Below are 22,088 nucleotides of genomic sequence, written 5' to 3' on the forward strand. Positions count from 1 at the left end.
CTGCTACATTTTTTACTGCTGCAATTTTTGTGTAGCAGAAAGTGTAGCAGAAATTGACCGAAAGATGACTGTCAAAATATAGGGTTATGCCGTCAGGCTATGGAGGTATATACAAAGAAATATCGTTGTAAAACCTTGATTTTACAACGATTATCTAATTTTTGAAGGCTAAAATGACAACCCTTGTGAAGTCCTTTTGAAGCCTATTAGCGGAGAGAGAGGCTCTTTCTCTTGAACCTTCAAATAGTATCATAAACGTTCAATCTATTGTATAATAGTCCTTTAAGTAGAATACTAATAAAATAAGATTTCATGGAAAATCTTTGGTAGAATCAATTTTTGGGTGTAAATTTGGGTGCAGAAAACAATATAACTAATTTCAATATGGCAATAACCAATGTATCTAAAGAAAATCTGTGTCCACTCATCACTGGAGATCAAGGGAATATATGGAAATATAGGAAAGGACAAGAACTTGTGACACTCTTTCAAAAGTATGGTTTTAGAAATGATGTTTACAATGATGGGCTGCCACAACTTAATAGTTCTACTTCAAAGCCATCAAGAACACAATACACAAAAGATAGGTTGTTTCAACTTAACGACGGGCAGTTAAGAGCATTGATAATGGAAATTATTCATGACTCAACAGACACAGATAGAGCCATAGAAGAGATAAATTATATTTTACAACAAGACGGAGTAAAACTAATATGTGGTGACAATCACGAAGAGGCTAAATGGGAAGGAGTAATCGTTGATAGGCAAATTCAAAATTTAGCATCATTTCAGGAAAACGAAAAAAAAGTCATTGATGCAATTAAAAGTGCGAGAGTTTCTATTTTAGTGGCAATGGCATGGTTTACTAACTCTATAATAAAAGAAGCCTTGGAACAAAAACGTTTAGAGGGACTAAGGATCGAAATTGTAGTCTTTAAAGATGGTGTAAATGCAACCTGTGGAGTGGACTTATCCAGCTTTGACCACAAAGAAATTCGCGGGACTAGAGGAGGGATAATGCACAATAAGTTTTGTGTCATTGACACACAAATTGTTATAACAGGGAGTTATAACTGGTCGGCAAATGCTGAATATCGGAATGATGAAAACGTATTTATTACATCGGATCATGAATCAGCCGTTGATTATTCTATAGAGTTTAGAAAATTAAAATCTTTATTGTAATTATGAATATCAAGCGGAATATTATCTTCACGTTGGAAAGCAGGAAAAAGGACGGAGTTCTCATTGTTGAGAACGTGCCTATCCGTATGCGTGTTAATTTTGCTTCCAAACGAATTGAATTTACAACAGGTTATCGTATTGATGCAGCGAAATGGGATTCTGATAAGCAGCGAGTAAGAAATGGTTGCACAAACAAACTGAAACAATCAGCTTCTGAAATCAATGCTTCACTTTTGGGCTATTATACCGAGGTGCAGGAAATTTTCAAAAAGTTTGAAGTAGAAGAAATAATGCCAACCCCTGAACAAATTAAAGAAGCATTCAATGCGCTGCACAAACCTATAGAGGAAGAAGTCAAACCGAGAAAACCAACACCTAACGCTTTCTATAAGGTTTTCGATGATTTTGTGAGAGATTGTGGACAACAGAATGATTGGACTGATTCTACTTACGAGAAGTTTGCTGCTGTGAAAAATCATTTGATGAACTTTCGTGATGGACTTACATTTGATTTCTTTGATGAGAAAGGTCTAAATGATTATGTTACCTATCTTCGTGATGTAAAGGAAATGCGCAATTCTACCATTGGTAAGCAATTAAGTTTCTTGAAGTGGTTTTTACGCTGGGCTTTCAAGAAAGATGTGCATCAGAACAATGCTTACGACAGTTATAAACCTAAATTCAAAAGCACACAGAAGAAAATCATCTTCCTCACATGGGAGGAACTGAACAAACTCCGAGAGTTCGAAATACCAGCTGCCAAGCAAGCTTTAGATAGGGTGCGTGATGTATTTCTCTTCCAATGCTTCACGGGCTTGCGCTATTCCGATGTGTTTAATCTTCGTAGAAGTGATATAAAGGGCGACCACATTGAGGTAACAACAGTTAAGACTTCTGATAGCCTGATTATAGAATTGAATAAACATAGTAAAGCAATTCTTGATAAATACAAGGATGTGGCATTTGAAGATGATAAGGTGTTACCTGTTATTACTAATCAGAAAATGAATGATTATCTTAAAGAATTAGCTGAACTGGTAGGCATTGACGAGCCTGTACGTCAAACTTATTATAGAGGTAATGAACGCATTGATGAGGTTACCCCAAAGTATGCCCTACTCGGCACACATGCTGGTCGTAGAACATTCATCTGTAATGCCCTTGCATTGGGAATTCCTCCGCAAGTTGTGATGAAATGGACAGGGCATAGTGATTACAAGGCTATGAAGCCATACATAGACATTGCAGACGACATCAAAGCGAATGCCATGAGTAAATTCAATCAATTATAATACCGAAACAATATGAGCCAAGAAATCAATAAAGTAGAGAAACAAGATTTATCTCTTGTTGTCCGAGCCATTGGTTCTGACCTTGAGCATACACAAATACGCTTGATAGCTTCTGCAAATGCAGATATGCTTTTCCACTATTGGAAAGTAGGGCATTTTATTCTCTACCTCCAAAAGAAAGAAGGTTGGGGCAGCAAGGTCATAGATAATCTTTCCAAGGCGATACGTTCTAAATATCCAGATAAGAAAGGTTATTCCACTCGTAACCTTATCTATATGTGTCAATTCGCCAAAGCCTATCCTATGGAGATTCTATTAGAAATGGGTAAGGCAGAAAAACAGCTTAATAGTCCTTCGGTTGATAATGTATTACAACTTACAAACGAGCTCAATCAATTTACGCAAGAACCTCTTGCGTAAATTCAAGCTACAGATAATCAAGGAAATATAATTACGCAAGAACCTCTTGCACAATTAGGAGAGATTTCAGAAACAGTGTCTGTCATCTACCAACACGACATAAATCAGATAGAAGACATTTTTAAGCAGTCTGCTGTAGTTCGCACTAACTGGGCGAGCCATGTTATATTGCTTAATAGCAAGCTGCCTTTGGGTGAACGTTATTGGTATATCACGCAGGCGGTTGCCAATGGTTGGAGTAGTAATGTTCTGCAAATGCAGATTGAAACCAACCTTTTCGCTCGGCAGATTACGGCAAAGAAAGTGAGTAACTTCTCTGTGCGATTACCCAAACCGCAAAGCGACCTTGCCAACTATCTGATGAAGGACCCTTACATCTTTGACATGATGGGACAGACAGATAAAATGGCAGAACGAGACATTGAACGGCAATTGGTTTCGCATATCACCAAATATCTTCTAGAAATGGGCAGTGGCTTTGCATTTGTGGCACAGCAGAAGCATTTTGAAGTAGGCGATTCTGATTTCTATGCCGACCTCATCCTCTATAACATCCAACTGCATGCATACGTGGTTATCGAACTAAAAGCTACACCTTTTAAACCAGAATATATGGGGCAACTGAACTTCTATATCAATGTTGTGGACGATACCCTTCGTGGCGAACACGACAACAAGACCATCGGCTTGCTCCTCTGCAATGGTGGAGATAAAGTGGTGGCACAATATGCTCTTTCTGGCTATGATCAGCCTATTGGTGTCAGTGATTATCAACTGACAAAGGCTATACCTGATGATTTGAAGTCGGCTCTGCCTACGGTGGAAGAAGTTGAGGAAGAGTTGTCGAAGATAGTAGAGCAAGATAGCGAAAGATGAAATATCTATATTCGTTAGTAATTTATCAAAAAGAGGATTAAAGGTTTAATTTTTTACTCAGTAGTAAACTATTAGTTTACCTACAAGCATAAAAACCAACTACTAAACGAAGACACTCCAAGAAACTATACTAAACAATTTCTTGAAGTGTTTGCTATTTTCTCAACTGCCTCTTAAGTTTTCTTTGTTCCTGTTTGATACGTTCTTGTTGCAACAACAACTCTGCTTGCCGTTGCAGGGCTTGTTCATAATCAATAACCTTCTGCTGCATTTGCTGGATGGCTTTGGGATTACGATGCATGATAAAAATGCTGTCAAGGTAGTCAAAATCTTTTTTGGTAGCTTTGCCTTGCATTCGCAGATAGCGATAACGTAGGTCGTAATCTGAGGCTGTTTGCAGTTTGTTGGCTCCCATACCAAAGAACCAACAGCTAACCATGACCAGCCCACAAACTAATAAGAGCAGCATACGCTCGGCTAATTGTACGCTTGCAAATAGCGAGTAGTTCTTATATCCTACAGGCTTTTGTTGCTTGCTGATGAGCTGGTGCAAAGCTTCAAACTTTGGTTCGAGTTTCTTATTCGACTCTGATAGTGCCTCCAAAACAAAAAGTTGATGTTCTTTGATTTTAGCTTGAGTTTCTTTCGAGAGATGGCTTTGCATGGTTTCTTGTGTTTTAATACTATTTCCCTTTGGAATAGATAGCTGTTCTGCAATAGTAGTATGCAGTTCTGCTTGTGCCTTACTGATGGCTTTGCAGTCTTGTTTGAGTTCTTCGAGCATATCGAGAACAGGTGCTATTTCGTTATTCATTCTGATATAAATTTGATGTGATTAAATTCTACGTTTGCAATTAGCTTTATTACGGAGTTTCTTTTGAAATCGAAGTTCATCAACATCTACGCCATTACTTGGTGTTGGCATAGAAAACACTTCACTAATTGCTTCAGATAGGTCGGTAATGAAATAGCTTTCATCTACAGAATGTACCATAGGTTCGTTTTGTTGATTAATTTGCTCTTGTTTGTGAGAATTTCGTTCTATCGCTGCATTGAGGCGAGAGAAAGAGCACGTTCGGTCTATCTTTGAGCCACTGAAACTACATCCGTCTTTTTCAAAGGTGATTCCTTGTACAACATCGGTATTACCTTTTGTTTTGAAACGAGTGGTAATATCTTGTTGCTCTAACCTTGCAACAAAATCTTTCCAAGTCTGAGATTGAGGTAATATAGACTTAATGGTATCGAATATTTCATATCGCAATTTATCCTCTCCTCTCAATCGCGAGCGGTTTACCTCTTGCTTTCCTTCGCCAATGGTTAGACCATAACGCTCAGTCAGTTCTCTACAAATCTTCGTTGAACGATACTTTTCGTTGCGGTCGCTGATGGTCTTACCATCATTTCCAATGCGATTGATACAAATGTGCAGGTGCGGATGCTGGCGGTCACTGTGCCTTACGATAAGACTCTGTGTGTCGCTATAGCCCATTTCATGAAGATACTCGTTGGCAATCTTCACCATTGTTGCATCTGTCAGTCGTTCTGAATCATGTGTCGAGAATGAGAGTATCGTATGACAAACAGGTTTATGTACATTCGGACGCATAGAGGCTTGCAAGTTGAAGTCGTGTGCAATGTCATTTGGTAAAGAACTGCGCACGCCATTAGCTTGCAAAACCTTGACTTGACCTTCACGCTTGCTAAGCATATAACTGACAACTCCACTGAAGTTTGTTCCTTTAATAATCTTGGCTATCATGGCTTCAATCGTTTCATGAGTTCGTGAATAAGTTGTTTCAGCGCATTCAATCCTTCATTGAGTGCAGAGATGCCGAAAGCATTGAGTCGATGGGCAATTTGGTTAAGATTGTTTGCCATACCAGAAACTGTACGGATGAGTTGCATTTCCTCTGGCTTGATTCGACTCTTTACTTCTGCATTTGTAATGAGCAGCCGTAAAAACTCTGTTCGAGGAATGGAGGCCTCACGTGCTTTTCCCAACAAGGTGTAGTACTCCATTGTATTAAGCCGAAGAAGCACTTGATATTTCCGTTTCTCTGATAAAGTCTTAGTGGGTCGTCCACCTTTATTTTTCTGTTCCATTTTTATTTTTTTTGATGAGACCAACGGGATTTTCACCTCCCAAAGGTGGGAGCAAGTAGGTTTTGAGATACTCAAAACACAAACTTGCTTCCCTGATAAACACTATCTTCTGATACTACATTTTATGGTTGGTAATAACATTTGTTTCTCTTTGATTTTAGATTGAGCAACGAGCCATTCGTTGAGGTCTTTGTGGGCTCGGTAGCGTGTGGCACCATCAACGATTTGCGGAAACATTTGCTTCAAAACGGCAAAAGTTTTGCGCCCAGCATCGTCATTGTCCAGAAAACTTTCCACTTCTCGATAGCCCGCAATCTGTTTTCTAATGCGCGGCAAAAGAGCCAGAGAGTTGAGAACGATGGCATCGGAGGTTGAAGAAGGATTTAGCACTTGCCACGAGAGAAAATCCATAAATCCCTCAAAGATTTGTAGACGGTCGGTTCCTCTTTTAATCGTTGTAATAGCCTTCGGGGCGATACATCCTTTGAAATACATATTGCGGATTTCCCATCCCAAAGCATCGTTTGCAAATCCAATGGCATAGTATGTCCGTTTCATGTTTTGGAATAGAACTTCCGAGCAGTAGGAATTGGCTACAGTAAGGGGAATGGCACGCACTGTGAGATAGCTAAGCAAATTAAGATTGGAAAGCGGTTGTGTAGATAGAATTTCCAATTTGCACTCGGAGATTTTTCTTTCACCGCCAAAAGAAAATTCTTGATGCGCTACTTGTTTAGCACCACTCAAAAGCCCGATGGCTTCGCTGATAGTGCAGCGATGTAAAGCGCATACAAGGTCGATGATGTCGCCATGTTCGCCAGTTCTAAAGTCATACCATTGGTTGCGCTCTGTATTTACTTTGAATGATGGCGTACTTTCGTTACGAAGTGGGGAGCAGTACCAAAAGTGAATACCTTGTACTCGTGCAGGTGAATAACCCTGTTGCTGCAAATAATCTGTGATAGAGATTTGCTTGATATTTTGTATTTCCATTGTGATTTTGTTTTAATGTTTGAAATGAATAACTTTCTGCCTTTTTCTTTTGGAGGCTGAAGGTTTTAGGATTGGTCGGACAGTCGTACACTATAGGCACACCTTTACGTCCGACCAAGTTTGTTTCTCTTTGGTCGGATTGGTTCAGGTATATATAGCCTGTGTCCGACCGACCAAAGGTTTTATTGTAGAGAATTATGGCTGAGCCGATATTTTCCTCGTTCTTCCTTAACCACTATGCCTTTGTTGAGCAAGAATTGCAAAAGTTCCTTGAGTTTAGTTTGCCCATAGGATAGCCCCACAATCTTAGCATAAGCCTCTTTAAGAGCTACGATAAGTTTACTATATGGCAAAATTTCGCTTGTAGAGAAGACTGGTTCCAACGCCTTTCGATGTTCGTTAGTGCTTAACTCTTGGTAGGAGAAACGATGTGACTTCCGTTCATTGTCGGAATACGAGAAATCTATTTGGGGAATGCAAATCTCATCTTCACCCTCCTTTAGTCGAAAGGCAAATTTTTCAAAGGGTTTGGAGCGGATGATGGAGGGCGCAACAATACTGCGTTCAGGCAGCGTGTTGTCTTTCGTGATTTGCAAGACTTTCTCTGCCTTGTTGTTGAGTTCCGTCCCGATATGTCCTCGTGCGTTGTCGTCGCCTTTGTTGAGGTGAAGCACGGTTTGAATGTGGATGTTTTGCTCGCTCGTCCACTGCATCAGGTCACCCACCAATTTAGTCGCCTCCGTTGAGTTATTGATATCAAGCATTAAATCACGAATACCGTCAATGACCACCAAGCCCACGTTGGGTGTATGGTAGATGGCGTAGCGGATTATTTCTCTGCGCTCATTTGGGTCGGCAATGGCTCTGAGGTGGCTGAACTTCAAATGCTCTGGCTCTCTATCAGTCGGCAATCCTGCCAATCGCAGAATGCGCTGCATCACGAGTTGGCAATGATAAGGGCTTTGCTCAGTGTCAAAGTAGAGGATAGTGCGCTTGCTCTCGGGAAATGACGCCCGATACTCCAGAACTTGCCCATTGACAAGGGCTGCTGCAACGATGGCACTCACATTGAAAGTTTTCTTTGCTTTGGCTTTACCTGTTGACACACTGAAGTTGCCCAATGTGCCAATTATGGCTTCACCTGCTTGCAGTACAACTGGAGGAAGCGCAAACTCGTCCGTAACATGGATAAGCGATGCTTGCCAAATGTTTTCATAGTTAGTTGTATTCATCCTCGCCCTCCCGTCTTTCGTCCTGCCAGTTCCAGCGCAAGGTCGGCATCCACAATAATCTTGCGCCCCACTTGCGTAATGGCACGATTGATTTTACCACTCTGTTTGATACGGTTGGCCGTAGGCAGACTGCACCCAAAAAGGCGTGCAATGCCAGCCAATCCATATACATACCGCCTTTCTTCTTTGGAGGAAGAAGCTTTTGTTACCTCTCCACTTGTGAACATGTTACTGTGCTGTGCAAGGAAGAGCAATTCTTCACCCGTCATCTGCCACACAGGTTTGCCCAATAATTCGTTTATCGTCATAATTCCTTGTGTCTTGAAGTTAATAACTCACCCTTGCGCATAGGGTATTTGTCAGTTCTGACGATGCAAAAGTAGAGGGCTTTTGATGTTATTCCAAGAAGCAAGGATATAGCGGGAAGTATAGGGAAATGTAAGGAAATCAAAGACAATCAAAAACGCTCAATATACATTCAAAAAGTGGACTATTTCGGGCAAACGCACATTGTTTCTCACCCATCATTGATTGTTTAAGAGATTACTTTTGGTGTCCTCTTGAAAGAAAACTTATTTTCAGTGGAGATAAAGCTCTATTTTCTTCGTTTTATTCATTATAAGTTCATAACTTTGTAGACAATATCAAGATAAGCTATCATCCGATGGGACAGAAGAAAGAGCATAGCAACCTTATTAAGGAGCATTTGAAGAAGCGAGGCATCACCCAAACATGGCTCGCTAAAGAGTTGGGTATGAGTTTCAGTATAACCAACGCCTATGTTTGCAACCGCAAGCAGCCTAATCTTGCTACCATCTTCAAAGTGGCAGACTTGCTCGGTGTGTCACCAAAAGATTTAGTAGAATAATTTATTCACAAAAATACAATATGCTGGATAATAAAATAAAGGAATCACTGCACAATATATTTCTTTCAATGCCCAAGGAATCTTTGCCTAAAAAAGGAGATGGTTGGGTAAACGAAAACCAATTTGCAAAAGCAGTCTTAAAAGAACGAATTAACTTCAAAGACATGGGCTATACCTGGTTTAATGAGTTCTTGAAAGATTCAGGTATTTTTGTTTTCTGTAAAGAACAAGAGATCTGGTATGTAAATAGGAAATTAGAATCGAAACGTCGTAACACTCAACGCAAGGATATTCTGTCTGCAAATTCAAAAGATGCAGAAAATATCAAACGAAGATTGCGTCTTGAAAATAACCTATTTATTGGTCAGTTTGCACCGCAAAAGAATGAAGGTTGGTACACCATAACAGACATCCGTAATACTGACTTCACAAAGATTGAAGATAAGGAACGTGGTGTTAAGAATCTATCAATACCATTCAGAAGCAATAAAGATTTTAATCGTTTTGCTTATTATAAGTTCACGTGGGTGCTACTTGAAATAGAACCACTCAAGTTTGGTATTGACTTGCGCGAGGAAATAACGCCAATATGGCCGAAAGACATTGTGAGCAGCCTTTACGATGGCATTATGCGTTATCCTGCTGGTGCCGCAAAGAAGATTGCTCGTTCACTTGATACACTCAAAAAGCAGCTAACACAGAGTGGTAAAGAAGTATTTATATATGAGCTGTTGCAAAATGCAAACGACTATCCTCGTCGTGCTAAAATTAATGGCGAGTATCAAGCCTTACCCGTAGATGTGGAATTTCATATTACAAAGAACTACCTAACATTCCAGCATACAGGTGAATATTTCAATCCTAAGAATATTGCAGCCATTTGCGATATAAATGATGGCGAGAAGGCTGACAACACAAAAGCCATTGGATATAAAGGCATTGGCTTTAAGACCGTATTCCTTGACAACGACTATGTGCTTCTAAATACTGGTAATTATACTTTTAGGTTTGATAAGTCAGCAACTGATGTAATCAACACCCCATGGCAGATACTGCCTATTTGGACAGAGAATAATGAAATTGATAATGACATCAAGTTTGTATTCCGCCAGCATCCTAATGACGAGTTCAGAGTAAAGTTCGCTCTTCAACCACGAGATAAGGAAATTCTGACCGACGAAGACAGAGATGATAACTACATCGATTTGTTTACCGATGTATTTGAATCAGAGCGCATCATATTGTTTATCCCGAACATCAAGAAGGTTAGCATCTTTATTGATGGTCAGGATGAACCGATTGTACGTGAGAAAGACAATAAAGACTGGTGTGTATCAGATTCTCTTGTAGATGATATTCCTGAGGACATTACAGATAAAATAAACGATGTCTTGGAAAATCCAGACTCTCTTCGTTCGGATGGTTATGAGAAAATACCAGAGAAGTACATGAACTTTCGTAAGACTGCGGTAAAGTTTGCGTGCAAGAAAGCTGAAAGAAAGTTGATGCCAGTTGATGATGCCATGCTTTATTGCTATCTGCCAGCAAAGCGGGCTGATTGGGGCTTCAATTTCCTAATGAACACCGATATGGTGCCCAACGGACAGCGTGATGATATTGAGGATATCGAACTCAATCACGTTATTGCTCGTATTGCAGGTAAACAGTTCTTTTATTGGATCAAGCAGCTTATTGAAAGCAAAAAATACGATCTTGACTCTATCTTTGCACTTATCCCAGACTTTGATGAGTGCAAGAAGAGACGCGTGTATAAGAAGTTTATAGAGGAGTTCCAGGAAGAATTTGAAAAGCTCATAAAAGAAGAGCCTTTTGTTCCATGCGTGGATAAGGATGGTGAACAAACCTTTGAATGCATCGACAATATTATTAACGACATGACTGGCATGACAGCGAACGGAGTCATTTCAGACGAAGACTTCATAATTCTTATGGAGTTGGGTGACTACTCCTTGCCAGTTGACGAGTTAAGACAATCGGAGGCATTCATGGATTTCTTGTACAAGCATTCTCCTTCGAGCCTTGATGTAAAGGTTGATGCTGTTGTAAAGAAATGTGAGGAAACTGATTTCCAGACATGGTTGACAGTTCCCGAAAACAATACACGATTTATAAGACATTGGTTGAGTGAGGATGAACTAAACGAGTTTGCGAAGAAAAATATATTTATTGAATACAAAGGCAATTTGTTTACAGCAGGAAGTCTCTACTATGATTTTGACACGAATTGTAATAGAATAGGATTCTTGCGTAGATTTGTACCGCATCTTTGCGAGGCATCAAGAGCAAATTTTGAGGAAGATGAAAATTGGAAATCATTTGCAGACAAGTATTTCCTGTCTTTCTCTGCTGCGTCTATGATTACAGATTACATTCTATCCAATGAGGATGCTATGGAGTTGCTTAACGTACCAAGCAATTCTGTTGCATTCTATCGTTATCTTGCAGTAAAGGAAGTTGATTTAAAGGCTAACAAGACAAAGGTTCCGTACATTACCGAGGATGGTGGTGCAAGTACCGACTATACCAATTATCACTACTTCTTCAACGAAGAAGCTCATGGCTTAACACGTGAGAAATGGTTGGGCGAGAATGTTATCAACGTACTATCGCACATCTATTTTGATGGCTTGGGCGATGACAAGAGAGATAATCTAATCAATATCTTTACTCGTCTCGGATTCCACGATTTTGTTAAAGAATCATTCATTACAGCAGTCGTTGTTAACGATGCGAATTTTCGTGCAAAGGTTAATGCAGCCATAGAAAACAATTATGTAGCCAACAAGGCTTTTGTTGATTATATATTCAATTGTGAGACACAGCTGAAAGAAAATAGTTTCAGGGATTATGTTTTGAGATGTGTTGATATCAAAGGTAATGAAGTTTATCTTTGCAACGATGATGTTCGATACTTCAATCAGGAGGCATTTGCACAAAACAGTACCTATGCAGATAATACCCATCACGCATGGTTGCAGGAAAATATGATGTATGCACTCTCAAATGCGTACTTTGAAGACTATGAGAAGGAAGAAGGTAAGAGGTTGGAATCATTCTTACGCCAACAATTTGGGATAAAGACTTTCACTGACAAGTCTTTTTTCATGGATGTAGTTATCAAGAATAAGACTGCTATCTATTCCAACCTTGTTGATGAAACAACCATGCTGACCTTCTTGGAGTATTTGAAGCGTGATGCAGATAGAATCTTTGATGGTAGTATGAGCTTCAACGACATCAGAGATATGCCATTGCTTGCCTATGACGGGACCATATTAAGATCAAGGTTACGGAATAAACAGTATATAGAATACGACGAAGACGCAAAGATTCTGTTCGAGAAAACATGGTGTCCGAAAACATATGTTATTCTTTCGCAAAAATATACCGATGATTTCTCACAAGACATGCGTCAGTTATTCAAGATAATGAAGTTTGATTTCAATACTGCAACTAACAACCTTGTTACAAATACATTCTTGCAATATTCTGTGAAAGTTGTAGCAAACAGCATTGATTTCTGGCGATGGGTACGGGCTAACCAAAAACAGATTACATCAGTTGACAAGTTCAAGGCGATTCCTTTGCTTGACAAGAATAACGCACTTATCAATAGTACCTTGCTTTATATCTCTGATACTTACCAACAGGAGCAGATAGAATCGTTGGTGACTAAATATGTTAAGGAGGCAAAGTTTGTATCTTCATCGTATATTGAAACTACTAATGAAAATGAGAAAGCCGAGTGGATAAAGCTGTTCAAGAAGCTTGGTCTTAAATCAGACAACAAGGATATTCTTTTCTCCGACATTTTGCCTAATCTTGCAACTATTGAAACTGACTCATTGGATTCGGTCGTAGCGATGATGACCAAGCATTTGAAAGATCTGAAGGATAAGTGGGCGGAAAGGAAACACCAAATAATTCAGTTGAGAGTACGCACACAATCTGGTGAATATAAGACTCTTGATCAAGTCACAATCGTTAAGGTGGACGAAGATGCTGTTTCTGAACCGTTCAAGTATATCACACTCGCCAATGAGGTGCATCCTGATATCTTGAAATCAAACAAGGAGTTACTTCTTGCAATCTCAGCAGAATTCCAGAATCGTAACCTCATTACCACAAAACAAAAGTGGATTGATGCAAAGGTTAAGGATTATCTTAACCAGTTTGGTGCTGATGAGAATAGCGTAGCTGCCATTCACATCCAATTTGTACGCGAGGTGGCCAAGATACAGAACGAGTTCGACATAAATATCAATCTCCGTAAGCAGATTAAGTATTTAGTCAAGTCGCAAGAGGCAATCTACAAGTATGCTCATGAATTGACACTTGGTTCTTCTTATTCTCCAGCTTGTGACTTTGAGGCAAATGGTGTGTCTGAATTGTCGTATCTTTCTGACACTTACATCTTCGAAGATAACAAGGATATCATCAAGCAATATTTCAAGGCGGAGAACGTGCATCAGAATATGACGCGAGAGGACTTGAAGTATCTCGCAAACCGCACATTTGCTTGTTATTTCTGGTCGAAATGTTTCTCTCGTCGCTTGGTCGAATATGAATCATGGGTGGAAGATGGATGTTTCAATAACCGCATGTGCATACCAACAGAGAACTCTGTTAAGACGCCTGAACTGTTGTATGCGCCTTATATAGCAGGTTATGCCGTTCGCGCCAAGGCTCCTCAGTGGCAAGAAAAGGTTCCTTGCAAAGCGGTTGTCGACTCTATTGATAATCGTGAAGCTCGTGAACTGTTTGAAAAGATCAACTTCTGCAAAGCACTCTCTTTTGAAGATTGCCTTTACTACCTTGCTCGTGTCGCGCATCCAAGAGAAGATGAGTCTCATTTCCGTGGTATTGTGATAAACTGGATGCTTTCTTCTCCTAATCAAGATGCAAGATTGGTTGATAACTATCGCAAAACGCCAACTGCAGAATGGCGTAATGGTAAAGGTCAGAAGAAGCATATAACAAAACTCTATGCTATCCATCCAGAAGCAACACAGGAGAGAAATATCTTCCGTGGCGATGAGTTTGTTATGCAGACAAGCGCATTTCCAAAAGACACAGATTCTTTTGTGAAAGTTTGCGACATGCTAAAGATAAAGTGTCTGACAAGTTCTGATTTCAAAGCAACTCCTATAGGGAAAGAAGATCAGACGATGGATATGGTTGCCATACTTAGACCTCGTCTACTCATATTGTCTGCGATTGAGAATCCCGACAAATTCCAGGAATTGTATGAGCGGTATAACACAAGACTGTCACAGTATCATTTTGTTGTGTGCGAAAAGATAGACCTCGGTTATGACACAATACATAATGATGTGGAGCGAATCTATAATGACGACTACCATCTCTATTATGTAAGCTCGTGGAAGCACAGACGCACCTTCGCAAAATTCTGTCGTGGATTGAAACGACTGGTTGGACTTGATGTATATGACGACGTATGTGAGGAAGTCCTTGATAGCGTTAGTGTAGAAGAATGCATTGAGAAGTATTGCTCTTCGCTTGCATACGATGAAAAGTTCCGCGCTTATCTTAGATCGTTGGATTTGACCATCAATGTTGAGCCAGAGGAAGAAGAACCTATCGAAACAGAAAACGATTACTATAGTAATGCTACGAATGAACCAACAGATTCTGCTACAGAACCAACGACAGAGACATCAACAGAAAATCAGCATGTTGACGATACGGAAACTATTCGCGAGGATGACAAGCCTGGTGCACCAAATAAAGATGTAACGTCAAGACCTGTTAACGAACTTGAAGTTGGGGAAGAAGCAGAGACATTACCAAAAGAACCTATTCAAACCGCATCGCAGCAGCCAACTTCTGACTCTCGTCCACAACAGCAGTCGCAACAAACTGAATCACCAGTTGGTCAAACAACGTCATCTACAGCAGAGGAAGAGCCAAAAGATGACTTTGGTCAGTATGACACATACAAACAGGTCGATGAAGAGGATATTGAAGACTACGATGACACAGACGATGTAGAAGCTGACGTTGATGAAGATGTTGACACAACGGATAATGCCAGCACAATGTCTTCTAATACTCATACATCTAACACGTCTCGCGCTTCATCAAACATGCCTCATAAGGATTATGATCCTGACCGTAATGGGTACATGGGATCTGTTGATAAGGAAAAGAATTATCAACCTGTTGGCGACAGACCTTACAAACCTCGTACACGTAAGCATCCGAAGATCTTCACCAAAAAGGAATTAGAACGCCTTCGCTCACATGGAACGCCTCTTGAACTGGAATCATTACCACCAACGAGGGAGGAAATAGACCTCTTAGCTCAATGTAACATCAAGCCAGAGCAGATTGCCGACACCAACTATCTTGCTCAGTTGCGTCTGTACCAGAACCTCAGAAATGAGATGCACGCAGAGCCTGAGGAAACAATGGAAGAGTTCGTGCGTAATGCGAGTGATGTAACCGTTCACAAACTTAAAGATGGCAGATACATTCACACTTGTAGTGCGGCTCGTGGCGTAATGTACGCTTCTCCTTCTGTATGGAATAAAATGGTTGATGACAAATGGAAGATTTGTGTTTATCTTGATGGACAAGGCAAGAACTTCCATTACATTAACAACGCAGAAGAATTCCTGAAACTCGTAGAAAAGGACGATGTGGTTATCAAGATTACCGGCAAGGAGAAGGTGGATGTCGTTAAGACTCTCTATGGCGGATTGCTTGAAGGTGCCAAGGGTACTGTATATACCTTGATACGTGTAGCTGCACGTACAAATATGGATGCCGTATTCGCCCACTATGTTGGCGCTATGGCAGAAGCAGAAGATGGTAACGATGATTACAACGATAACGACTATTGATTATGATTGACAATATCAAGCTTTCTAACTATAAGTCATTCTTCGCCGACCAAGTGAAGGAGGCTATCGACGAGCAACAAAAGATAAACCGCTCGCAGATGAGAAACTTGTTCAAAACAGGCGAGTTGTCTCTTGCTTATGTAGATTCCATTCAGCATGAGACAGGTATGATTATCTTTAAATGCCCTCGTCGTATGGCTCCTCGCTTGAAAGTACAGAAGGGGGTATGCATAATAAAGAAAGGTGCAAAGCAGACATTAGGTGAGCACGTTACGGAGTGGATATGCCGTTGGGAGGAGTTCGTGGGTAATAAGGATTTCCATTCTCCTGGCTCTGATATGACCCCGATGTACTATGTGCATACAGGTGATTCCAATTATGACTATGTAGCATGCTCTGGGTTCAGCTTTAAGTTGTATGATATATTATCAAAGGCATTGGCTGATGGCAAAAGCCTTTCACTTATAGTTCACAATCCATTCCCTCCTGTAGAGTATTTTCGCAACCTCGCCAACTACATGGATGCGTTCTCTTCAAACGAGGAACTTAACCTTGAACCAACCATCAATTACGAAGAATGGGCTCCCGAGGAACTTGCGTTTGATGAGGAGAAGCCAACAGGTATCTCTGACACTATCATAGACACGCTCGCCAATGAACATTGTTGTATCGTACAAGGTCCTCCGGGAACTGGCAAGAGCTACACCATCGCTTCTGTAATTTCATCGTATCTTGACGCTGGTAAAAACGTCTGCGTCACAACTATGGCGAACAAAGGTCTTATAGAACTTATCAAGCAGAAGCCTTTGCAGAAGTATGTGAAGGAAGGTCGTGTCAGCAAGACTAATCTTTCTATTGACGAGCGTAAACAAGTGTCTGGTGTAAAAGCTTCCTCTGTTGACTTACAAGTTCCGGATGGCGAAATGCTTTGTGCCACGAACTATCAGCTGTCAAGCGTTTTTAGCGAGCAGAAGATGACTCTGTATGAATTACCACAATACGATTTGGTAGTCATAGAAGAGGCTTCTCAGGCATTCCTGACAGCTATTATTGCATTCAAGCAGTTAGGTGTTGACTGCATGATCGTGGGTGACCCAATGCAGTTGCCGCCTATCGTAAAACTCAATAATCCTCAGTACAATTCGTGGAATATTTCAACGCAGGTAGAAGGATTGAAAACGATGGCTTTAGGTTCGCAGATTAAGTCGTACCGTATCGTCACCACATTCCGTCTAACCAGACGTTCGGCAGCACTCACAAAATATTTCTATGGCAACCGCTTTGTATCTGTAAAGAAAGAATACCTTGATTTTACTGATGCAAACAGCCCTCTTTTTCCATCCGAGGGCGGTGTACTATACCATTGCACAAATGATGCTCGAAATGGCGTGTATTCTGATAAAGCAGATGCAATAATCCGTAATGTGATTTATACGATGGAGAAGTGTTATCCAATGCGATCGCTGGCGATTATCACTCCATTCCGCGATTCGGTAAAAGAACTGCAAAAGCGATTCTGTACGTCAGACATTGAATTGGACATCACTATTGAAACCATCGACCGAATCCAAGGTATGACAGTTGATTACGCTGTGCTCTATGTTCCTGGACGCAACCCAGGATTCGCACTTGAAGACCGTCATTTCAATGTGGCTACCAGCCGTTCGCTCAGCACAACGCTCATCATTTCTGACATTCCTTTGAACGAGTTCCATACCGTTTCGCCAACAGTCATACGATTCGTTGACAATTGCGATAAGTATGATGGTGATATGCGAGTAATCTCAAACGATAGACTTGAAACTACACCAATCGCAGAACCTAGCCCACATGTAGAGGAATCTCCAAAACAAGAATTTGCAAATTCTTCTATTGGCGTGAAGGTTGTCGGTAAGATAGACCTGTCGAAATTTGAGTGCAAAAAGAAGGAACTGAGTTCAGACAAGAAGAACTACTACATCGTCGACACAAATGTCTTTGTAAATTGTCCAGACATTATCAGAAAAATCGATAAGAAGTACCCTGTTATTCTGTCTGCTAAGGTAACTGATGAACTCGATAAGATGAAGATAAAGTTGAGCGATGAGGGCAAACGTAATGCAGAAAAAGCACTCCGTAACCTCAACAGCGAAACTCAACATGAGATTATCTATGAGTTTGCCGACACGTCTCTTTTACCAGAAGATTTTGATAAGCGCTCACCAGACAATATGATTGTTTCCGTAGCGTTGAAATATAAAGATCAAAATCCAATCATGTTAACGTCTGATAATGGATTACAACTCAAATCAAAAATTTTAGGATTCAAGACTCTTTCCTTGAAATCATTTCTTAAACGATAATTTTTGGGTGTAATAAGGGGTGCAAATCGCATAACTCGCTGATTTACACCCTTATTTGCGGAGAGAGAGGTTTATGAACCAAGCTCTCGTATCTCGTTGTATATAAATCTTCTATATATTTTGATAAATCATCTGTGTAGCATTTTTGTAGCAGTATTTTGACTGCTTAATGACTACCGTTCTGATTACCTTTTGAAAGCACAACAGCTCTCTTTTCTTGGGTACAAAGGTATATAAAATTGTACTAACCTCCAAATCTTTGCACCATAAATATTTAGAGATTTTACTGCTACATTTTCCAGTGCAAGGTGCAAGCCCTTATATAAAAAGGGACTTGCACCTTGCACTGGGGGATCCGTGAGTTCTTTGTTCTTTGACAGTGATTGTTCTTTATAAATGATAGTTGATTTTAAGAGGAATGGTATTTTAACATTCCCTTATATAAGTTTACTATAAATCTTTTCATTAAAAGTAGGTCATTCTTTAAGATTCTTTTGTCTGTACTACGTATTTCTCGTCCTTATGCTACCGCTATGATGCTGAACCTTGCACCTGCTGCAAGACGGATTGCATAGGGTGAAAACATTTGCATATAGCGGGTTGCTCTTGTGGCGGTGCTTTAATAACTTTATAATTATGAAAGAGTTATTGGAAATGCTGAAGTCAGCAAGAGTAGAAAAAGGTTATTCCCAGGAGTATCTTTCTGGAATTCTGGGAGTTAGTTCAAGTAGGATCTCACGTTGGGAAAACGGACAGACAGAGATGACTCTCTGCCAAATCCTAAAATATGCTTCTAAAGTAGGCATCTGCTCTACTGAAATGTTTGAAGTTCTTGCACGGAATGGGCAGCCAAGACCTTTACCTATGGTAGAGATGCATATAGAAGTTTTTACAGAGGAGGCGTTCAATAAGCTTTCACAACTATTAATTGAACTCGGAACAGAACAAGCGACGGGGGCTACAAAACGGTTATAGTCATGGAAATAATCACAGTAGAGAGTCTGGCTTATCAAGAATTGATAGATAGGCTCAATCGAATAGAGCAGTACGTCGAGAGAACCTCTCACCTTATACAGGATATAGATGACGAGCTGGAAATGACCACGAAAGACCTAATCGAGAGTTTGAATGTTTCAGAGTCCACCCTCTACCGCTGGCGCAAAAAGCAGTTGCTGCGTTACCGCTACACGGAGAGTGGTGATGTGCGCTACTTTTTCAAGTCAATCATTATTGCCGTGAAATGTAACCGGCTCCGTGTATCAGGGATGAGGAATGATGAGGTTCTCGGACGACTCAACCGCTTTAAGGACAACCTTATTATGAGTTCTTGCCTTAATTCTAAAAACAGATAAATATGATAGATAAAGAACAAATACTTTTGCTTACACAAGGAGGGTTGAACGTGTTCTCCCATTTCCTTGGCTTTGAGGTGAACCTGCACCGTAACTTCCGCAGTCCCTTCTATGATGACAAGCGGGCTTCATGCCATATCTTCTATGATAGGAAGAGTTCATCCTATAAGTTCTATGATCATGGGGATACAACCTATTCGGGAGATTGTTTTTGGTTTGTAGCAACTATGCGTGGCCTAAACCTGAAAACAAGTTTTCCCGAGGTCCTGGAAACCATAGTACAAGAACTTGGATTGTATTCTTTATGTGATGGTGAACAGCATAGCAAGCATATAACACAGTCATACAAAAAAACTATTGGCTTCAGTCCCGAGACTGATATGCCCAAGCATACGGTAGAACGACCATACAGTTTTGAGATACAGCCTTTTGATGACGGGCTGCTAAACTATTGGGCGCATTATGGTATCCATGAGGATGCACTCCGACGCTTTCGGGTACGGAGTCTTAAACGCTATGAGAGTATTTCTGCTGAAGGTCGGAAGTTTGAACTTTATGGCTCACCTACGGAACCTATGTTTGCCTATATCGGAAACGGCTATGTAAAGATATACCGACCTCACAGTCCGAAAATCCGCTTTCTCTATGGTGGACGGATGCCTGCCACCTATTGCTTCGGTATGGAGCAGATTCCCGCTAAAGGCGATATGCTCTTCATAACAGGTGGAGAAAAGGATGTACTCTCATTGTATGCACACGGCTTCAATGCAATCTGCTTCAACAGTGAAACCGCACAGATACCGACAAGCATCATCGAGAGCCTTCAGCTTCGCTTTCGACATATCATACTTCTGTATGATGCTGACGAGACAGGCGTACGCGAGAGTCACAGACAAGCAGAACATCTGGCAGAATACAAGGTATTGAACCTTTCACTTCCGCTAAGTGGCACGAAGTCTGAAAAAGACATTTCAGATTTCTTTGCCTTGGGCAACGGGGCAAAGGAATTGAAAGAGCTGCTTGCCAAGATGTTCTCAGACCTATATAGCCAAACTATGATGATGTTACGTTCCTGTGAAATTGATTATGAGAATCCACCGGACATTTCCAAATCGGTTGTGACTGTGAATGGTGTTCCACTCGGTACGCAGGATAATCTGTTCTGCATTACCGGAGGTGAGGGTACGGGCAAGAGCAACTATATTGGTGCCATCCTTGCCGGAACATTGGGAGAAAAACGATTGCCGATAGAGAAGACCTTGGGATTGGAGATTACCGCCAATCCCAAAGGCTTGGCGGTTCTGCACTATGACACCGAACAGTCCGAGGCACAACTGCACAAAAATTTGGGTAAGACCTTACGACGTGCTTCATTGAAAACCGTACCGGAGTTTTACCACTCCCTGTACCTTGCCTCGCTCTCCCGTAAGGACAGATTGAGACTTATCCGTGAGAGCATGGATTTGTTTCACCACAAGCATGGAGGCATCCATCTTGTGGTGATTGATGGTATAGCCGACTTGATACGCTCCGCCAACGATGAAACGGAAAGTATTGCCATTGTAGATGAGTTGTACCGTTTAGCTGGCATATATAATACTTGCATCATCTGCGTGCTGCACTTTGTGCCGAATGGCATTAAGCTCCGTGGTCACATCGGTTCCGAGCTGCAACGCAAAGCCGCGGGAATTCTTTCCATAGAGAAAGACGACAATCCGGAATACTCGGTGGTAAAAGCATTGAAAGTCCGTGACGGAAGTCCGCTGGATGTACCGATGATGCTTTTCGGCTGGGATAAGGCAGAGGATATGCACGTCTATCGTGGTGAGAAATCCAAGGAAGACAAGGAAAAGTGCAAAACCGACGAACTTATTGGTATTATTAGAGACGCTTTCCGAAGTTCTTTCAAACTCTCATACCAAGAACTGTGTGAGGTTCTGATGCGCGAAATGGAAATCAAAGACAGAACCGCAAAGAAGTACATCGTCTATATGAAAGAGCAACGTATCTTGACACAAGATGTAAATGGAAATTATCAAAAAGGGGAACTATGCCATACTTAGACCAACAATCTGAAGACACATGGCAGAAATGCCTGTTTGATAAACTGAAGAATGTGGAAGATAAGCTCGACTGTTTGCTCGTCCTGCGGGAACAGGAAATAGATACAACCGTTCACCCTCCATTGAAACCGGAATACTTGGACATCATAGATGTCTCAAAAATCTTGAAGGTAGAACAAAAAACCATTTACAACTGGGTTTGGGCAGGGAAAATTCCTTATCTCAAAGCCAATGGACGATTGCTTTTTCTTTGGGAAGAGATAGATAAAATGGTACGAAAGCGAGAGGAATGGTAGGTGCTTTGGATATACTTCTCCTCTTTTTTGTTATGTAACTACGCGAGTTCGGGGTAAGAAAAGTCTTGTAAAAGTTGGTAATCTTACCAAAATTTAGTCTTTGTTGGTGAAAATCAATAGATTACAAAGAATGGAGTCACTGAAATTTTCTGTATTATCGATGAGTCTGATAAGAA

The 22,088-nt window shown here is 40.8% G+C and carries 15 protein-coding genes and 1 pseudogene; 10 read left to right on the forward strand and 6 right to left on the reverse strand.

From position 1 onward, the window contains the following. Window positions 1-384 precede the first annotated feature (384 nt). The 3 genes and pseudogenes from J5A55_RS10330 (at window position 385) to J5A55_RS10340 (ending at window position 3,773) form a co-directional block, all read left to right on the forward strand. On the forward strand, window positions 385-1,185 hold the full coding sequence (locus tag J5A55_RS10330) for a phospholipase D-like domain-containing protein (RefSeq protein ID WP_050755907.1): 801 nt from the start codon (window positions 385-387) through the stop codon (window positions 1,183-1,185). Between the two features lie 2 nt (window positions 1,186-1,187). After that, window positions 1,188-2,477 carry a site-specific integrase gene (locus J5A55_RS10335; protein ID WP_004384077.1) on the forward strand — a complete coding sequence of 430 codons (1,290 nt, stop codon included), beginning with the start codon at window positions 1,188-1,190 and terminating at the stop codon, window positions 2,475-2,477. Window positions 2,478-2,489: 12 nt separating this feature from the next. Beyond that, window positions 2,490-3,773: pseudogene (locus J5A55_RS10340) on the forward strand (PDDEXK nuclease domain-containing protein). A 154-nt stretch (window positions 3,774-3,927) separates the two neighbouring features. Here the strand turns inward: J5A55_RS10340 and J5A55_RS10345 are convergent. The 6 genes from J5A55_RS10345 to J5A55_RS10370 form a co-directional block, all read right to left on the reverse strand. After that, on the reverse strand, window positions 3,928-4,587 hold the full coding sequence (locus J5A55_RS10345) for a hypothetical protein (protein ID WP_004384074.1): 660 nt from the start codon (window positions 4,585-4,587) through the stop codon (window positions 3,928-3,930). Window positions 4,588-4,608: 21 nt separating this feature from the next. Then, window positions 4,609-5,535: a relaxase/mobilization nuclease domain-containing protein gene (locus tag J5A55_RS10350; RefSeq protein ID WP_004384073.1), complete on the reverse strand. Its 927-nt coding sequence runs from the start codon at window positions 5,533-5,535 to the stop codon at window positions 4,609-4,611. Next, complete coding sequence (locus J5A55_RS10355; protein WP_004384072.1) at window positions 5,532-5,879, reverse strand: plasmid mobilization protein; 348 nt, start codon at window positions 5,877-5,879, stop codon at window positions 5,532-5,534. The genes J5A55_RS10350 and J5A55_RS10355 overlap by 4 nt, the downstream gene beginning before the upstream one ends. A gap of 102 nt (window positions 5,880-5,981) precedes the next feature. Further along, a complete protein-coding gene (locus J5A55_RS10360; protein WP_004384071.1) occupies window positions 5,982-6,872 on the reverse strand; it encodes a toprim domain-containing protein in 891 nt (296 codons plus the stop codon). A gap of 182 nt (window positions 6,873-7,054) precedes the next feature. After that, window positions 7,055-8,104, reverse strand: a complete 1,050-nt coding sequence (locus tag J5A55_RS10365) for an AAA family ATPase (protein WP_004384070.1) — start codon at window positions 8,102-8,104, stop codon at window positions 7,055-7,057. Next, window positions 8,101-8,412, reverse strand: coding sequence for a DUF3853 family protein (locus J5A55_RS10370; RefSeq protein ID WP_004342801.1), 312 nt, complete (start codon window positions 8,410-8,412; stop codon window positions 8,101-8,103). Before J5A55_RS10370 ends, J5A55_RS10365 begins: the two co-directional genes overlap by 4 nt. 356 nt (window positions 8,413-8,768) lie before the next feature. Between J5A55_RS10370 and J5A55_RS10375 the strand changes: the two genes are divergently transcribed. The 7 genes from J5A55_RS10375 (at window position 8,769) to J5A55_RS10405 (ending at window position 21,912) form a co-directional block, all read left to right on the forward strand. Next, the gene (locus J5A55_RS10375; RefSeq protein ID WP_004342802.1) at window positions 8,769-8,972 is read left to right on the forward strand and encodes a helix-turn-helix domain-containing protein; all 204 of its coding nucleotides are present in this window, start codon (window positions 8,769-8,771) and stop codon (window positions 8,970-8,972) included. A gap of 20 nt (window positions 8,973-8,992) precedes the next feature. Then, window positions 8,993-15,859: a sacsin N-terminal ATP-binding-like domain-containing protein gene (locus J5A55_RS10380; RefSeq protein ID WP_004384069.1), complete on the forward strand. Its 6,867-nt coding sequence runs from the start codon at window positions 8,993-8,995 to the stop codon at window positions 15,857-15,859. A 2-nt stretch (window positions 15,860-15,861) separates the two neighbouring features. Beyond that, a complete protein-coding gene (locus J5A55_RS10385) occupies window positions 15,862-18,201 on the forward strand; it encodes a PIN domain-containing protein (RefSeq protein ID WP_004384068.1) in 2,340 nt (779 codons plus the stop codon). 636 nt (window positions 18,202-18,837) lie between these two features. Beyond that, on the forward strand, window positions 18,838-19,176 hold the full coding sequence (locus J5A55_RS10390; protein ID WP_004384066.1) for a helix-turn-helix domain-containing protein: 339 nt from the start codon (window positions 18,838-18,840) through the stop codon (window positions 19,174-19,176). A 2-nt stretch (window positions 19,177-19,178) separates the two neighbouring features. Continuing rightward, complete coding sequence (locus J5A55_RS10395; protein WP_004384065.1) at window positions 19,179-19,553, forward strand: MurR/RpiR family transcriptional regulator; 375 nt, start codon at window positions 19,179-19,181, stop codon at window positions 19,551-19,553. 2 nt (window positions 19,554-19,555) lie between these two features. Continuing rightward, window positions 19,556-21,616: an AAA family ATPase gene (locus J5A55_RS10400; RefSeq protein WP_004384064.1), complete on the forward strand. Its 2,061-nt coding sequence runs from the start codon at window positions 19,556-19,558 to the stop codon at window positions 21,614-21,616. Next, entirely contained in the window at window positions 21,604-21,912 is a 309-nt protein-coding gene (locus tag J5A55_RS10405) for a helix-turn-helix domain-containing protein (RefSeq protein WP_004384063.1), read from the forward strand. Before J5A55_RS10400 ends, J5A55_RS10405 begins: the two co-directional genes overlap by 13 nt. Window positions 21,913-22,088: the final 176 nt, after the last annotated feature.

Origin of the sequence: Prevotella veroralis (assembly GCF_018127765.1) — a bacterium.
Taxonomy (GTDB): domain Bacteria; phylum Bacteroidota; class Bacteroidia; order Bacteroidales; family Bacteroidaceae; genus Prevotella; species Prevotella veroralis.

Coding starts and splice junctions, on each gene's coding strand:
- J5A55_RS10355 (WP_004384072.1), bottom strand. CDS start 5,879: ATGGAACAGAAAAATAAAGGTGGACGACCCACTAAGACTTTATCAGAG.
- J5A55_RS10385 (WP_004384068.1), top strand. CDS start 15,862: ATGATTGACAATATCAAGCTTTCTAACTATAAGTCATTCTTCGCCGAC.
- J5A55_RS10365 (WP_004384070.1), bottom strand. CDS start 8,104: ATGAATACAACTAACTATGAAAACATTTGGCAAGCATCGCTTATCCAT.
- J5A55_RS10405 (WP_004384063.1), top strand. CDS start 21,604: ATGCCATACTTAGACCAACAATCTGAAGACACATGGCAGAAATGCCTG.
- J5A55_RS10400 (WP_004384064.1), top strand. CDS start 19,556: ATGATAGATAAAGAACAAATACTTTTGCTTACACAAGGAGGGTTGAAC.
- J5A55_RS10380 (WP_004384069.1), top strand. CDS start 8,993: ATGCTGGATAATAAAATAAAGGAATCACTGCACAATATATTTCTTTCA.
- J5A55_RS10375 (WP_004342802.1), top strand. CDS start 8,769: ATGGGACAGAAGAAAGAGCATAGCAACCTTATTAAGGAGCATTTGAAG.
- J5A55_RS10335 (WP_004384077.1), top strand. CDS start 1,188: ATGAATATCAAGCGGAATATTATCTTCACGTTGGAAAGCAGGAAAAAG.
- J5A55_RS10330 (WP_050755907.1), top strand. CDS start 385: ATGGCAATAACCAATGTATCTAAAGAAAATCTGTGTCCACTCATCACT.
- J5A55_RS10360 (WP_004384071.1), bottom strand. CDS start 6,872: ATGGAAATACAAAATATCAAGCAAATCTCTATCACAGATTATTTGCAG.
- J5A55_RS10390 (WP_004384066.1), top strand. CDS start 18,838: ATGAAAGAGTTATTGGAAATGCTGAAGTCAGCAAGAGTAGAAAAAGGT.
- J5A55_RS10395 (WP_004384065.1), top strand. CDS start 19,179: ATGGAAATAATCACAGTAGAGAGTCTGGCTTATCAAGAATTGATAGAT.
- J5A55_RS10345 (WP_004384074.1), bottom strand. CDS start 4,587: ATGAATAACGAAATAGCACCTGTTCTCGATATGCTCGAAGAACTCAAA.
- J5A55_RS10350 (WP_004384073.1), bottom strand. CDS start 5,535: ATGATAGCCAAGATTATTAAAGGAACAAACTTCAGTGGAGTTGTCAGT.
- J5A55_RS10370 (WP_004342801.1), bottom strand. CDS start 8,412: ATGACGATAAACGAATTATTGGGCAAACCTGTGTGGCAGATGACGGGT.